This is a genomic window from Herbidospora mongoliensis (assembly GCF_001570545.1).
GTDB lineage: Bacteria > Actinomycetota > Actinomycetes > Streptosporangiales > Streptosporangiaceae > Herbidospora > Herbidospora mongoliensis.
In genome coordinates this window covers 103725-117248 of sequence record NZ_BBXD01000017.1, presented here as the reverse complement: position 1 = coordinate 117248, position 13524 = coordinate 103725, and the positions used below count along the sequence as shown (strand labels likewise).

The window sequence follows — 13524 nt, the reverse complement described above, 5'->3', positions numbered from 1 at the left end:
TCAGATGCACCTCGAACAGTGGCTGGAGTCGATTCCGGACGTCTGGATCTACGTCGTCGTCGGTCTCGTCGTCGGGATCGAGAGTCTCGGTATCCCGTTGCCGGGCGAGATCGTGCTGGTCAGCGCGGCTCTGCTGGCGGCGAAGGGCATCGTCGACCCGTTGCTGGTCGGAGGGTGCGCGACCGCCGGGGCCATCGTCGGCGACTCGATCGGGTTCTTCATCGGGCATCGGGGCGGCCAGGGGCTGTTCGATCGGCTGGGACGGCGCTTCCCCCGCCACTTCGGGCCGGCGCACGTCGACCGGGCCAAGGCGCTGTTCCGGCGCTGGGGCGTGTGGGCGGTGTTCTTCGGGCGGTTCGTGGCGCTGCTCCGGATTCTGGCCGGGCCTCTCGCGGGGGCGTTGCATCTGCCGTACTGGCGCTTCCTGATCGCGAACGTGCTCGGGGCGATCGTGTGGGCCGGCGGGACCACGGCCGTCGTCTACTACCTGGGCATCGCGGCCGAGCGGTGGCTCAATCAGCTCTCCTGGGTGGCGCTGGTCGTGGTGGTCGTGTTCGGCGTGATGACCATGGTGTGGGTGCGGCGGCGGACCCGGTCGTAATCGGGCAATCCACGCTGTAACGGGACGCGGCGATATTCCCTACTATATTGACAGGTTTTGGGGGTATTTCTACGATGAGGAGAACTGATCGAGAGGAACCCCATGCCAGCGAAGCGGTTTGCCGTCCTGTCCGGTGCGGATGCGGTGGTGCCGGCCGCCTGTGGCGGCGGGGGTGGCGGGACCGGTGGGCGGGAGACCTCCCTCACTCTGCCTATCACGCGGGTCGCCGCGCTGTCCTCAGTGATTCCCGGTTTTCATCCTGTTGAGGAACCGGCGCCGCGCGCGGAGGTCCGGAGCCCGGCGGAGGTAGGAGCATGACGGCCATTTCGGATTTCCCGCGACCCCGGCTCGGTGGGCGCCGCCCCGAGACGCCGGAACTCCCTGGAGATGGAAACATGACGGTCTCTCCTGAAACCGGAACCGACATCCGCGACCTCTTCCGCAGTGCCTTCCGCCGGCACGCCGCCGGAGTGGCCGTGGTCACCACGGCGGGCCCGGTCGGATTCACCGCCACCTCGCTCGCCTCGGTCTCGGCCGAGCCCCCACTCGTCACCTTCGGCATCGGGCTCGGCTCCTCCAGCTGGCCCGCGATCCGTGACCGGGACAGCTTCGTCGTCCACATCCTCGGCGAGTCCCAGCGGGACCTGGCCGCGCTGTTCGCCCGCAGCGGGGCCGACAGGTTCGGCCCGGAGACGTCCTACACCTCGCTGCCCACCGGCGAACCCGTGCTCCACGGTGTGGCGGCGTGGCTGCGGTGTGAGATCAGGGAACGATTCGTGGCGGGAGATCATCGGCTGGTCGTCGGCCTGATCACCGAGGGCGAGACCGTCCCCGGGCGGCGGCCGCTGCTCTACCATGACGGCACTTTCGGATCGTTCACCTAAAGGGGCCCAGGGCTTGTCCTTTCACGAACCGCTGCACCACGTCGTGCCCGCCGGGCTGTCCGACGAGACGGCGCAGACATCCGGGATGTACCGGCGGGCCGCCATCAGCGGGCAGTCCGTCGGCTCGGCCAAGCTGTGGATGGGGCAGACCCACGTGGCCCCGTCCACCCGGTCGGCCGACCACCACCACGGCGAGTCCGAGACCGCGATCTACGTGGTCAGCGGGCACCCGTCGTTCGTCTTCCTGGGGGAGGACGGTGCGGAACGGCGCATCGACACCTCGCCGGGGGATTACGTGTTCGTTCCGCCGTTCACGCCGCATCGGGAGGAGAACCCGTCGCCCGACGAGGAGGCGGTGGTGGTGATCGCGCGGTCGTCCCAGGAGGCGGTCGTGGTGAACCTGCCTTCGTTGGGACCTACTTCTTAAAGCGAGACGTGGACGGCTGTGAATCGGCGCTCGGGGCGGTGCGCCTGGGTCCGCAGGAAGTCGCCGCCTGCCCGGGGGTGAAGACGTCGACCGCCTCATAGAGGGTGTGGAACGTGCTGTTGCGGGCTGCTCCGGTGGCCTGCTCCACCTTTAGGGATCACCCCGTCGGCCCCCGAACCTGATCGGCGGGAGGAGCGGTCACGGTCGTATCGCCCCAATCGGAAAAGATGATCTCCGTCGAGGTCTTCGCGGTCAGCCGCTGCCGCACCGGCCGCCCCTGGCCATCAAGCCAAAGGTCGTACGTGGCCCGCACGCCGAACTCCTCGAGCAACTCCGCACGCAGCCGTGCCTGCGCCGCCTTGTCGCCGGCCCGGACCATGACGTACTCGGTCTCGGTGTCTTGCCGGAGCGGTAGCGGGTCGTACACCTCAGGGAACGCGACGAGATCCAATCCGTCGAGTGCCGCCTGCACATCGATGGTGACCGTATAACGGTCGAGCCCGCCATCGAATAGCGGGCCGCTCGCTCGTCCCCGTGCTGCCAGCTGCGCGGACACCCGGTGGCTGTTCACCAGCGTCATCGCCTGGCTTGTCACCACGCCGATGCCGAACAGGTTGTACGGCTCGTGCTCTTCGGTGATCTTGTCCCAGGTCTTGCCCGGCGCCACCTCTTCTCCCGACATATGCATATATGCGGCGCCGCCCGTCCGGATGAGCCGTCCACCCAGGCCCTCGCCCAGATCGGCGAAAACATCCTGGTCGCGTCCCTTGATGACCACGGTGGCGCTCTCGGTCCCCTTTTTCGCCGCCCGCTTGACGTCCGGATGCGCCTGCAGATAGGTCTCGACATATCCGGCGATCTCGGGAGCGGTCTTCGTTCCCGAGCTGCAACTCGCCACCAGCAGCGCCACCACGGCGATCACCACATATCTCGGCACGCCGGGCATGCTCGCACAGCTGAGTGCAGAACCCTTTGCGGGGATGTGGAGATCGCGTGCAGAAAGATTCCCTGAGCGTAGCTCCGCCCTCCGGTAAGCGAAGAATCGGACCCCGCGACAACATGTCCGCAGAGACCCTCCACTGCAGGCGCGCTGTTCATAAGCGACCCGTTTCTTAAGCGGACGCCTACGAAACAGAGAAGTACATTCGCGAGGCTGAGAGTGCCAAAGTCGAGTGGTGAACTGACGGCCAGATGGCAACTGGACGGCTTCCAGGCTGAGGCGCCGCCTCCTTCCGCCGCCCCGGTCTCCGCGCATCCGAATGCTTACCATCTGTGAATGCTGACAAGCGGAGTGCGACGCTTAGGACAAATAAAGTCAACCCGAAGATGATCTTGCGGAATGCTGGTCTGTGTCGTAATGTCCGCTTCAAAGATCGTTTGATCACGACATTTAGGACAGCAAGCAGGGAATCTCCTGACTCCTTCCAGTTCGGAGACGGCTCTTTCATGCCTTCACGGCACCTGACAGTTACGGAGCATTGACGAGGTCTGAACCAACTCGGCTTGATGTCCGCAGAACAGGCAAAAGAGAGTTCGCAAGCGATCACTTATGAAACGTGAGCGTCAACGGTGGTTCCACTTCCGTCACGACTGGCAGGACACCGAGCGCATCGGCAACGTGGTGGTGCAGCACTGTATGACCTGTCTCAAAAGCCGGATACGCATCCGGTGATCAGTGCAAGGTTTGCCCATTGAAAGCCCCAGTCTGCTCGCTGGTGCCCGACGCGGTCGCCCCCAGCGCCGTGAACGGTCAGTGCGACCTACGCCTGGCTCCACGCCCGGTGCCCGCATGCCGATCACATGGCGGCTTCCGTTACTTTCAGTGATCGTCTCCAGGTTTGTCTGCGTCTTCGTATCAGCGCCTATGTGCAGATGCGCGTGAGGCGTAGACGTAGACAACTGCTGACATGATCACAAAGCGTCACTGAGGGCAGAAGGTCGGCTGATTCGTCGCCGAAGAGAGGGTCCGGGCAAACGGCAAAGCCCTGGACCGTATAGAGGGCGGTCCGGGGCTTGAGCGGCCGCGGTTTCAGGTGCCCTGGCAGACTGCGAATGCGTTTTAGGAGCCAGCCCTCCGACAAAGACCGTGCCGCCCGCCGATTGTTTGTTGCTGTGTTTCATAGGTGACTGCTTGTGAAGTACGCTGCCGGCTTCTTTTGAATCTGGGCCAGGCATTTGGAGATCGGGCTGTGCTCGGCTGTGGCCGAGCAAGCCGGCGATCTCGGTGAGCTTGGTGGCTCCACTGCGCGGCAGCACGACGACCTGCCGCTCACGGGGATCGAGCAGGGCCAGGAAGTCGGCATACACCAGATCGGCGATGACTTCGGTCTCCGGTCCCTGCACGGGGATGGTGTCGGTCTTCTCGACGAACCTGACTGTGATCGAGGTTGTTTCGCAGGCGGTCAGCGCGGCGCAGTCGAGTTCGATGGCCAGTGTCTGATGGGCCCAGCTTCGGGTCCGGTGGTAGCAGGGGCCAGCCGGCCGACCACCGGGTCGCCTTCGCCCGCGTGCGCCAGCCGGATCGTCGGCCGGGCCGGCGCGATGAGCTTCGCCGCTGTCATGGGGAGGGCAGGTTCGCGTAGACGAACTTCACGTACTCCGTCAGCCGATCAGTCATGATCACATCGTCAACGCACGGGTCGCGCGAATGCCCGTCGGCCCTTCCCGGCGGTGGCGGTCTTTCGCGCGAAGACACTGCGGCCCTCTAAGCTTGCCCAGGTCAGACGCCTGAAAGGGGGCAAGGTGTCTCTTTCGGACGCGGAACTGGTGCGGGCCGCCGTGACGGGGGACGTGACCGGTCTCGGGCTGCTCCTCTCCCGGCACAGGGCCGGCATGCACGCGGTCGCGCTGAGCATCCTGGGGCACGGCCCCGACGCCGAAGACGCGGTGCAGGACGCCATGCTCGTTGCCGTGCGCAGGATCGACGAGCTGCGCGATCCGGACGCCGCCGGTCCCTGGTTGCGGGCGATCACGCGCAACGCGTGCCGGGCCCGGCTGCGGACGGCCGGCGCCCTGCCGCTCCCGGACGGCGAGCTCCCGTCGCACGACCCGACCCCGGAGGAGCTGCTGGAGCGCCGGGCCCTGCGCGACTGGGTCTGGCATGCCATGGCGGACCTCTCCGAACCCGTCCGGCTGGTCGCCCTGCTGCGCTACTTCAGCGACGTCTCCACCTACGACCAGATCGCCGCGTTGTGCGAGGTGCCCGTCGGCACCGTCCGCAGCCGGCTGAGCCAGGCCAGGGCGAAACTGGCGGCGGCCCTGGTGAACACGGCCGACCTGGCCCACGACGACGCCGCGGCGCTGACCAGGACCCGGCGCCGGGAGGCCGAGGAGATGCTGGCGGCGGCCCAGCGCGGCGCTTTCGCCGACGTGGTGCGGGAACACTGGAGACCCGACGTCGAGTTCATCGGCCCGGGCGGAGAACGGGCCGACGACGACCGCGCCTTCGCCATCAGGGGCATGGAGGCCGACCTGGCCGCAGGGGTCCGGCAGCGCCTGGTCGAGGTGGTGGCCGGTCGCGACCTGAGCATCTGGCGGGCCGACCTGATCAGCCCGCCCGACGATCCCGGGCACTGCCCGCCCAGTCTGGTGTGGCTGCATCATCTCCGCGGGGGACGGGTCCGGCGACTGCGGCTGTTCCACCCGCGCCGAGCGGCCTAGGTGACGTAAGCCACACGTACACGACCGAACTTCTCCTTTCGCCGCCGCATCCCGTTCACGTCAGCCTGGCCCGCTCCGGGCCCGGCACGGAACGTAAGGGATGACGATGACTCACGAGATCACCATCGACGGCGTGCGCCAGGTCTTCCATGTCGCGGGCACCGGCCCGGTGTGCGTGGTGCACTCGGGCGGCCCCGGCATCGAATGGAGGTACCTGCGGCTGCCGGCCCTGGAAGAGCACCTGACCATGGTGTACCTCGAACCGGTCGGCACCGGCTCCTCAGGCCGCCTGGACGACCCGCGCGACTATCGGATCGACACCTACGCCCGGTTCCTCCATGGCGTCGTCGAGCACCTGGGCGAGCCTGCCGTCTTCCTGCTCGGTCACTCGCACGGCGGTTTCGTCGTCCAGCGCTACGCCCTCGACCACCCCGACCGTGTCGCCGGGGCGATCCTCTATTCCACGTCGCCGATCACCGGAGAGGAGTTCTGGGGCGACGCGATGGCCCACATCGCCGCCTTCCCGCAGCGCCTCCCGCACCGCCCCGAGGCCGGCGAGATCCCCGAGGCGTTCCAGCGGGCTCTGGCCGCCCAGGACGACCAGGCGTACACCTCGTCGCTGCGCGAGATCCTGCCGGCGTACTTCGCCGACTACTGGACGCACGAGCGGGACCTCGAACCGATGCGCGCTGCCCTCACCGCGTGGATCGACCCGATGCGCGGCGAGGAGCCCGCGCCGTTCGACGTGCGCGAGGAACTCCGCTCCCTCGCCGTCCCCACGCTGATCATCTCCGGGGTGCACGACTTCTTCGGCGGCACGCGCTGGGCACGCCTCGCCCACGGGATCATCCCCGGCTCCCGTCTGGCAGTGCTGGAGGACAGCGGCCACATGGGCCATCTCGAACAGCCCGAGGAGTTCACCCGCGCGATCGCCGAGTTCGTCCAGACCGGATCTCAATGAAGGTAGAGCCGTTCGGCGAAGGCGCCACGCTGAGCGCGTTTCGCCTCCGCGACTCGCTCGACGTGCTGCCATGAGTGCCCATGGACGTCGGCGATGGCCCGGAGCACCTCAAGGAGGTCGGCGAGTTCTTCGGCGACCTCCTCCCCGGTGGCCTCGGCGAGTTCGCCGGCCTCCTCCGCCAGTTTGGCCTGGAGAGCCTCCCGGTAGGCGTCGTCGCCGAGCACGGAGACCTGCGGGTCTCCGCCGTTTCGGCGGATGATGCCGGGGATCCCGTCGCGTATCAGCTTGCCCATGGTCAGCACCTCCCGGAGTCATTCTGGCGACGGTATCCGCCGGGCGCGATGGCGGGGGCCGCCTCGCCACAGGGGCCCTGCTCCAAGAAAGGCGGCAGGCTTCGCGGAGATGAGGGCCCCTCCCTCAACCGGTGGGTCTGCGGCTCGCTGTAGGCGTTGGAGCTGCCTTCATGAAGTTGGATAACCTGGCGCGGTGCCGTACAAAACCCTCGACGACGTGGTCGAGCACGAGACGGAGGTGCGGCGGTCCCGGTTCGTCTGCGCCGTCGCGCCCGCCCCCTCGGAGCAGGCCGCCCGCGAGTTCATCACGGCCCACCGCGCGCTCTACGCCGACGCCTCCCACAACTGCACCGCCTACGTGATCGGCACCGAGGTGCGCCGCTCCGACGACGACGGCGAACCCGGCGGCACCGCGGGAACGCCCATGCTCGACGTGCTGCTCAAGCGCGGCTACGCCGACGTGGTGACCGTGGTGACGCGCTACTTCGGCGGCATCCTGCTGGGTGCCGGCGGTCTCGTGCGGGCCTACGGCGGCGCGGTGGGGGAGACCCTCGACAGGGTCACGCCGGTCACGATGGTCGAGGCCCACCTGGTGACGGTGTCGATCGACCACGCGCACGCGGGGCGGTTGGAGAACGACCTGAGGGTTCGGTACGACGTCCGCGAGGTCACCTACGGATCAGCGGTGGCCTTCGACGTCGCGGTGACCGACCTCGGCGCGTTCGAGGAGTGGCTGGCCACCGCGACGGCGGGCCGGGCGCGGGCGTCAGCCGGCGGCACGCTGTTCGTGCGGGCTGAAGACGCCTGAGCAGAAGATCACGATGATCCCGGCGACCGGCACCAGCAGCAGCCCGAGCCGGAGCGAACTCGCGTCGGCGATCAGCCCGACCAGCGGCGGGGTGAGCAGGAACCCGGCCCGCAGCAGCCACGACAGCAGGGTCAGCCCGGTGCCCGGCCGGAAGCCGGGGAGCTGGTCGGCGGTGTGCATGGCGCCGGGGATGAGCGTGGCGCTGCCGAACCCGGCCAGGCCGAACCCGGCGATGGTGCCGGGCACGCTCGGGAAGGCCAGCGCGAGCCCGATGCCCACCGCGATGAGCAGCCCGCCGACCCGGGCGACGGCGCGCTGACCGTACCGATCGACGAAACGATCGCCCAGCGCGCGCCCCACGAACTGCGCGCCCACGACGGCGACCAGGCCGAACGCCGCGATGCCGGGCGCGGCCCCGAGCGATCCCGACAGGTAGACGGCGGCCCAGGTGCCACCGGCGTCCTCGACGGTGGCGCCGCAGATCGCGATGATCGCCAGCAGCGCGAGCGCGCCGTAGGCGACCGTCTTGACCGGCACGGCGGGCCCGTCGGCGGCAGGCGCCTCGATGACCTCCTGGGGCTCCGGCCCGGGGAGCAGGAACCGGTAGGCGACCAGGTTGACGATGATGAACGTCACCGCCGAGATGCTGAGGTGCAGCCCGAGCGACATGCCGAGCGCGGCGGCGCCGCCGCCCATGAGCCCGCCGATGACGGCGCCGAGGCTCCAGATGGCGTGGAAGGAGTTGATGATCGAGCGCCCGTAGAGCCGTTGCACACGGAGCCCGTGGGTGTTCTGCGCGACGTCGATGACCGAGTCGAGCGCGCCCACGACGAACAGCGCCGCCGCGAACAGCGCCCAGCTCGGCGCGAGCCCGGCCAGCAGGACGACCCCACCGGTGAGCACCATGCCGCCGACGGCGACCCGGGAGGACCTGAGCCGCCTGATGAGAATGCCCGCCAGCAGCCCCGAGGCGAGCGACCCCGCGGGGACGGCCGCGACCGCCAGCCCGAATTGGGCGTTGGAGAGTTCGAGTGACTCGATGATGGCGGGGTATCGCGGCATCAGGTTGGTGAAGATCGCGCCGTTGGTGAGGAACAACAGCGCGACCGCGACCCGGGCACGGCGATCGGCGGGGGAGATCAGGGGGCAGCCCTCCAGGGGTGGTGCTATGGCTTTCGGCAGATGCTCAACGGGGGTCGAACCGCAGGACGACGTCGCCCGCGTTCCGTTCTTCGTCGACGTCGACGCTCACCGAAATCGGTCCCGTGAAAACGAGAAGCAGGGACACGGCGTCAGCCCTCCAGGGCGTATTGCATGGCGCGGAACTTCGACTGGGCCTCGGCGAGTTCAGCCGCGGGGTCGGATCCGCCCATGATGCCGCAACCTGCGAAAAGGCGGGCACGGCGCCCGTCGAGTTGGGCGCAGCGCAGCGCGATGCCCCATTCGCCGTCGCCCCGGGCGTCGATCCAGCCGACCGGTCCGGCGTAGCCGCCGCGGTCCATGTTCTCCAGTTCGGGGATCAGCCCGATCGCCGTCGAGGTCGGCGTTCCGCCGACGGCCGCCGTGGGGTGGAGGGCGGCCACGACGTCGAGGACCGACGCGCCGTCGCCCAGCTTGCCGGTGACCCGGCTGGCGAGGTGCTGCACGTTGGGCAGGGAGAGGAGTTCGGGTTCGGCCGGCACGTCGAGTTCCGCGCACAACGGCTTCAGCGCCGCCTCCACCGAAGCGACCGCGCAGGTGTGCTCGTAGCGGTCTTTGGGGGAGTCGAACAGCGTCGCCGGGTCGGCGCCGCTGGGGATGGTGCCGGCCAGCACGAGCGACTCGATGGCCCGCCCGGTGTGCCGCACGAGCAGTTCGGGGGTGGCGCCGATGAGGCCGCCGACGGAGAAGGTGTAGCACTCGGGGTAGCGCGCCGCGAGGCGGGCCAGCGGGACGCGCGGGTCGATGTCGGCGTCGGCGGTCGCGATGAGATCCCGGGCCAGGACGACCTTCTCCAGCCCTCCCGATGTGATGTGTTTCACCGCGGTCGCGACGGCGTGCTCCCAGCCGGGCGCGGTGAGCGCGCCGTCGGAGTAGCGGATCCGGCCGGGCGGCGTGGCGGGCGTGACCAGCCCGAGGTTCTCCTCACCGACGGTGGTCAGCCAGGCCTGGCCGTCGCGGCGGGCGACCACGACCCGGGGCACGACGAGAACCGACCCCGCCGAGGCGGGGTCGAAGGTGAAGCTGCCGAAGGCGACCGGTCCGGAGCCGGGGCGGCCGACCCGATCGTCGATGTCGGCGTGGCCGAAGGCGGTGGCCAGCCACTCGCGGGCCCAGGCGAACCGGCCGGGGCCCGGCGGTATCGTCACCCGCAGCGCCTCGCCCCAGGCCACCATGCCGTCGCCGTGGTGCACCCACGAATAGGAGGCCGGGCCTGGGAGCAGGGAGATGAGGTCACCGGGGTCGCGTACCGGGACCGTGCGAACCACGAGCGGGGGATGGAGTCCGAGGGCGACGCTCACCTCACCCACTTTACGCAGAAACTGAACGTGTTCGACATTGGGGCACCTTTCGCCGTACGGGTGTGTCAAGGCCCGATAGCAGCTTGGTCAGGGAAGAGACGCCTGCCGCCCTGGTAATAGAGCCTGGCCGTTCGTGATCTCTACCTTTGGCTCCCGGAGGTGTCCATGATCAAGAAGATCACGCCGGTGGTCGCGGCCGCCGCGCTGCTCCTGTGGCCTGGAACGGTCCACGCGACCGCCCAGCCCATCACCATGGCGGCGCTCGGCGATTCGATCAGCGCGGGCTTCAACGCCTGCGGTTGGTACGTCGCGTGCACGTCACGCTCGTGGTCGGCCGGCGACCACAAAGAGGTCGACAGCCACTACCTGCGCCTGCTGGCCGACGGGGCGGACGTGAAGGGCCGCAACCGCAACTTCGCCTACAACGGCGCGACGAGCGAAGACCTGATGGAGCAGACGGAAGAGGCCATCAAGGCCAAGGCCAACTACGTGACGATCCTCATCGGCGCTCAGGACGCGTGCGTGCGTACCGAGCAGCAGATGACCCCGGTGGCCACCTACCGGGCCCGGGTCGACGCGGCGCTGGCCAAGCTGGCACCGACGGGTGCGCAGGTGCGCATCGTCAGCATCCCCGACCTGAAGCGCCTGTGGCGGGTCGGCAAGAGCAACGCGATCGCCCGCGCGTTCTGGGGCATCGCGCGGATCTGCCAGACGATGCTGGCCAACCCGACCTCGACCGCCCAGAAGGACGAGGACCGCCGCGACCGGGTCCGGGCCCGCGTGGTCGCGTACAACAACGAGATGGCCAAGGCGTGCGTCGCCTACGGCGCGAACTGCCGCTACGACAACGGCGAGGTGTTCCGCTTCCCGTTCACCCTGTCGATGGTGAGCAAGTGGGACTACTTCCACCCGAACGCCGAGGGCCAGCGCACGATCGCCCGGCTCTCCTTCCAGACCTCGGAGGTGCCGGTCTAGAGCCAGCCGTGCTGCCGGGCCACCCCGGCGGCCTCGACGCGGTTGCGGGTGCCGGTCTTGCCGATCGCAGACGACAGGTAGTTGCGCACCGTGCTCTCCGACAGGTGCAGCCGCGCGGCCAGGTCGGCGATGGTGGCGCCGTCCCCGGCGATGGCCAGGATCTCCCGCTCCCGCTCGGTGAGCGGGCTCGGCCCGGCCGACAGGGCGGCGGCGGCCAGGGCGGGGTCGACGACCCGTTCGCCGCGCAGCACGCGGCGGATGGCGTCGGCGAGGTCCTCGACGGGCGCGTCCTTGACGAGGAAGCCACGCGCGCCGGCGTCCATGGCGCGGCGCAGGTAGCCGGGCCGGCCGAACGTGGTGAGGATCAGCACCCGGCAGGCGGGCAGCCGCTCGCGGAGGTCGGCGGCGGCGTCCAGACCGCTGCGTCCGGGCATCTCGATGTCGAGCAGGGCGACGTCGGGCCGTGCCTCCAGAGCGGCCGGCACGACCTGGGTCCCGTCGCCGACCTGGGCGACGACCTCGATGTCGGCCTCCAGCCCGAGGAGCAGGGCCAGGGCGCCGCGCATCATGCCCTGGTCTTCGGCGAGCAGCACGCGAATCACGGGAGTGTTCCTTCAGGGGTGGTCACGGCCAGTCGGAACCCGCCACCGGGGAGGTTCCCGGCGGTCAGGCTCCCACCGGCGGCCTCCACGCGTTCGCGCAGGCCGCCGAGGCCGTTGCCCGTGGTCGTCTCGGCGCCGACGCCGTCGTCGGTGATCTCCAGCTCGGTCGGGTCGCCGAGCCGGAGGGTGACGCCGCACTTCTGGGCGGCGCTGTGCCGGATGACATTGGTCACACCTTCGCGGACCGCCCAGCCGAGCAGGGCGTCGGTCTCCGGCGGGAGTTCGTTCTCGTCGGCCGTGACGGTCAGGGCGATGCCCGCCGTGTCCAGGGCGTCACGTGCCGCCTGGAGCTCCGCTTTGAGCCCTCTGCCCCGGTAGCCCGTCACGGCCGCTCTGACCTGGGTGAGGGCCTGGCGCCCGATCTCCTCGATGTCGGCGGCCTGCTTGGCGGCGGCCTCGCCGTCGCGGGGCGCCAGGCGCCGGACGACCTCGGCCTTGACCACCATGACCGACAGCGTGTGGCCCAGCAGATCGTGCAGGTCACGGGAGAACCGCAGGCGCTCCTCGGAGACGGCGACCCGGGCGAGCTCCTTCCGGGTGGCCTGGAGCTCGGCGATGGTGTCCCACAGCTGCACGATGATCCACGGCACCAGCCCGGCCACGAACACCCCCCAGGCCGAGAAGCCGACGAGCAGGCCGCCGACCTCCATCCGCAGACTCGCCACGACGGCGACCGCGGTGAGCGGGAGCAGCAGCAGGATCCCGGGAAGCTTCCTGACGATGCCGCCGGTGGCGACGGCCGTCATCGTCAGCGTGAACGTCCAGGCCCCGCCGAAGGCGAGCGTGCCTGCGGCGGTGGCGAGGGTGAGCAGGGCCAGCCCCAGGTAGGTCCGGGTCCGCACGGTCCACACGTAGAGGACGGCGATCACGGCGAGGGCGACCCAGGCCGTCACCCGGGGCTCGGCGACGGTCTCGAGGACGGGGAAGGCCATGAGGAGAACCCAGACGGTGAATCCGCCTGAATTCGATCTCATGAGGTCCTCCCGGCACGGCGAAAGCCGTACAAAGCGTAAAGGGTGAAGACGGCGGTCCACCCCAGCAGAGTAAGCAGCGACCGCAGCGAGACGGGCTCGCCGAAGAGCACGGCCCAGGGCAGGTGCGCGTACGCCGCCACCGGACTCCACTCGCTGATGGTCTGCAGCCACCCGGGGAAGTTGGCGGCCGGGAACCACAGCCCGCCGACGATCGACAGGCTGATATATCCGGCGAGGTTGACCGCGGCGGCGTTCTGCGGGCTCAGCAGGTAGGCGGTGCCGAGCGCGAACAGACTGAACGGAATCGTGCCGATCCACAGCAGCAGGGTGACCGCGACCCACTCGAACGGCGTCAGCGGCACCCCGTTGACCAGCCCCCCGGCGGTGAGGACGAGCAGGATCGACGGCACCACGATGATCGCCCCGGTGGCGGCCTTCCCCGCGATGATCCGCCAGGGCGCGATGGGCAGCACGGCGAGCTGCGCCAGCCACCCGAGCGCCTTGTCCTCACTGGTCCCGGTGCCGTTGCTGAACGCCGCCCCGAGCGCACCGTAGGCGGCCATGCCCACCATGCTCCACGCCGCGGCGGCCGCCTTGGCCTCAACGGTCGTGGCGCCGAGGGCGAGGTTGCTGAACAGCAGATACAGCACGACGGGCAGAGTGAGGCTCATGACGATGAAGCCGTGGTCACGCAGCATCTTGCGAACTTCGAGGCGGATATAGGCGGTCACAGGATTCTCCTGGATGTACGACGGCGAGCACGGATTCTTGGGGAGAC

Annotated in this window: 14 protein-coding genes; 7 read left to right on the top strand and 7 right to left on the bottom strand. The window is 69.2% G+C overall.

Annotated features, from left to right (window positions below):
- Positions 1-4: 4 nt before the first annotated feature.
- From AW272_RS25140 to AW272_RS25130, 3 genes are all read left to right on the top strand, one after another.
- Positions 5-601 (top strand): DedA family protein, encoded by a 597-nt coding sequence (locus AW272_RS25140; protein ID WP_066369850.1) that lies wholly within the window; start codon positions 5-7, stop codon positions 599-601.
- A gap of 395 nt (positions 602-996) precedes the next feature.
- Positions 997-1485, top strand: a complete 489-nt coding sequence (locus AW272_RS25135) for a flavin reductase family protein (RefSeq protein ID WP_066369848.1) — start codon at positions 997-999, stop codon at positions 1483-1485.
- Positions 1486-1498: 13 nt separating this feature from the next.
- Positions 1499-1912 (top strand): cupin domain-containing protein, encoded by a 414-nt coding sequence (locus AW272_RS25130; RefSeq protein ID WP_245657719.1) that lies wholly within the window; start codon positions 1499-1501, stop codon positions 1910-1912.
- Between the two features lie 157 nt (positions 1913-2069).
- Here the strand turns inward: AW272_RS25130 and AW272_RS25125 are convergent, their stop codons facing one another.
- Positions 2070-2849, bottom strand: coding sequence for a hypothetical protein (locus AW272_RS25125; protein ID WP_157518764.1), 780 nt, complete (start codon positions 2847-2849; stop codon positions 2070-2072).
- 1805 nt (positions 2850-4654) lie between these two features.
- Between AW272_RS25125 and AW272_RS25120 the strand changes: the two genes are divergently transcribed.
- Both AW272_RS25120 and AW272_RS25115 read left to right on the top strand, forming a co-directional pair.
- Entirely contained in the window at positions 4655-5572 is a 918-nt protein-coding gene (locus AW272_RS25120) for an RNA polymerase sigma factor (protein WP_083958649.1), read from the top strand.
- 106 nt (positions 5573-5678) lie between these two features.
- Entirely contained in the window at positions 5679-6533 is an 855-nt protein-coding gene (locus tag AW272_RS25115; RefSeq protein ID WP_218011052.1) for an alpha/beta fold hydrolase, read from the top strand.
- On the opposite strand, the gene AW272_RS25110 is transcribed toward AW272_RS25115, so the two are convergent.
- Positions 6527-6826, bottom strand: a complete 300-nt coding sequence (locus AW272_RS25110; RefSeq protein ID WP_066369836.1) for a nucleoside triphosphate pyrophosphohydrolase — start codon at positions 6824-6826, stop codon at positions 6527-6529. The genes AW272_RS25115 and AW272_RS25110 overlap by 7 nt on opposite strands.
- Positions 6827-7019: 193 nt before the next feature.
- On the opposite strand from AW272_RS25110, the gene AW272_RS25105 reads away from it, so the two are divergent.
- Positions 7020-7634 carry an IMPACT family protein gene (locus AW272_RS25105; protein ID WP_066369835.1) on the top strand — a complete coding sequence of 205 codons (615 nt, stop codon included), beginning with the start codon at positions 7020-7022 and terminating at the stop codon, positions 7632-7634.
- Here AW272_RS25105 and AW272_RS25100 read toward each other — a convergent pair.
- Positions 7593-8732 carry an MFS transporter gene (locus AW272_RS25100; RefSeq protein WP_245657718.1) on the bottom strand — a complete coding sequence of 380 codons (1140 nt, stop codon included), beginning with the start codon at positions 8730-8732 and terminating at the stop codon, positions 7593-7595. The genes AW272_RS25105 and AW272_RS25100 overlap by 42 nt on opposite strands.
- Before the next feature lie 194 nt (positions 8733-8926).
- The gene (locus tag AW272_RS25095; RefSeq protein ID WP_066370421.1) at positions 8927-10135 is read right to left on the bottom strand and encodes an isochorismate synthase; all 1209 of its coding nucleotides are present in this window, start codon (positions 10133-10135) and stop codon (positions 8927-8929) included.
- 165 nt (positions 10136-10300) lie between these two features.
- Here AW272_RS25095 and AW272_RS25090 point away from each other — a divergent pair, with 165 nt between their 5' ends.
- Positions 10301-11110 carry a GDSL-type esterase/lipase family protein gene (locus AW272_RS25090; RefSeq protein ID WP_066369830.1) on the top strand — a complete coding sequence of 270 codons (810 nt, stop codon included), beginning with the start codon at positions 10301-10303 and terminating at the stop codon, positions 11108-11110.
- Here AW272_RS25090 and AW272_RS25085 read toward each other — a convergent pair.
- From AW272_RS25085 to AW272_RS25075, 3 genes are read right to left on the bottom strand one after another with little or no spacing between them, the layout of a single operon-like run.
- Positions 11107-11712 (bottom strand): response regulator transcription factor, encoded by a 606-nt coding sequence (locus tag AW272_RS25085; RefSeq protein WP_066369829.1) that lies wholly within the window; start codon positions 11710-11712, stop codon positions 11107-11109. The two genes, AW272_RS25090 and AW272_RS25085, sit on opposite strands and share 4 nt — an antisense overlap.
- On the bottom strand, positions 11709-12746 hold the full coding sequence (locus AW272_RS25080; protein WP_066369826.1) for a sensor histidine kinase: 1038 nt from the start codon (positions 12744-12746) through the stop codon (positions 11709-11711). Before AW272_RS25080 ends, AW272_RS25085 begins: the two co-directional genes overlap by 4 nt.
- Positions 12743-13477 (bottom strand): ABC transporter permease, encoded by a 735-nt coding sequence (locus AW272_RS25075; protein WP_066369823.1) that lies wholly within the window; start codon positions 13475-13477, stop codon positions 12743-12745. Before AW272_RS25075 ends, AW272_RS25080 begins: the two co-directional genes overlap by 4 nt.
- Positions 13478-13524 lie beyond the last annotated feature (47 nt).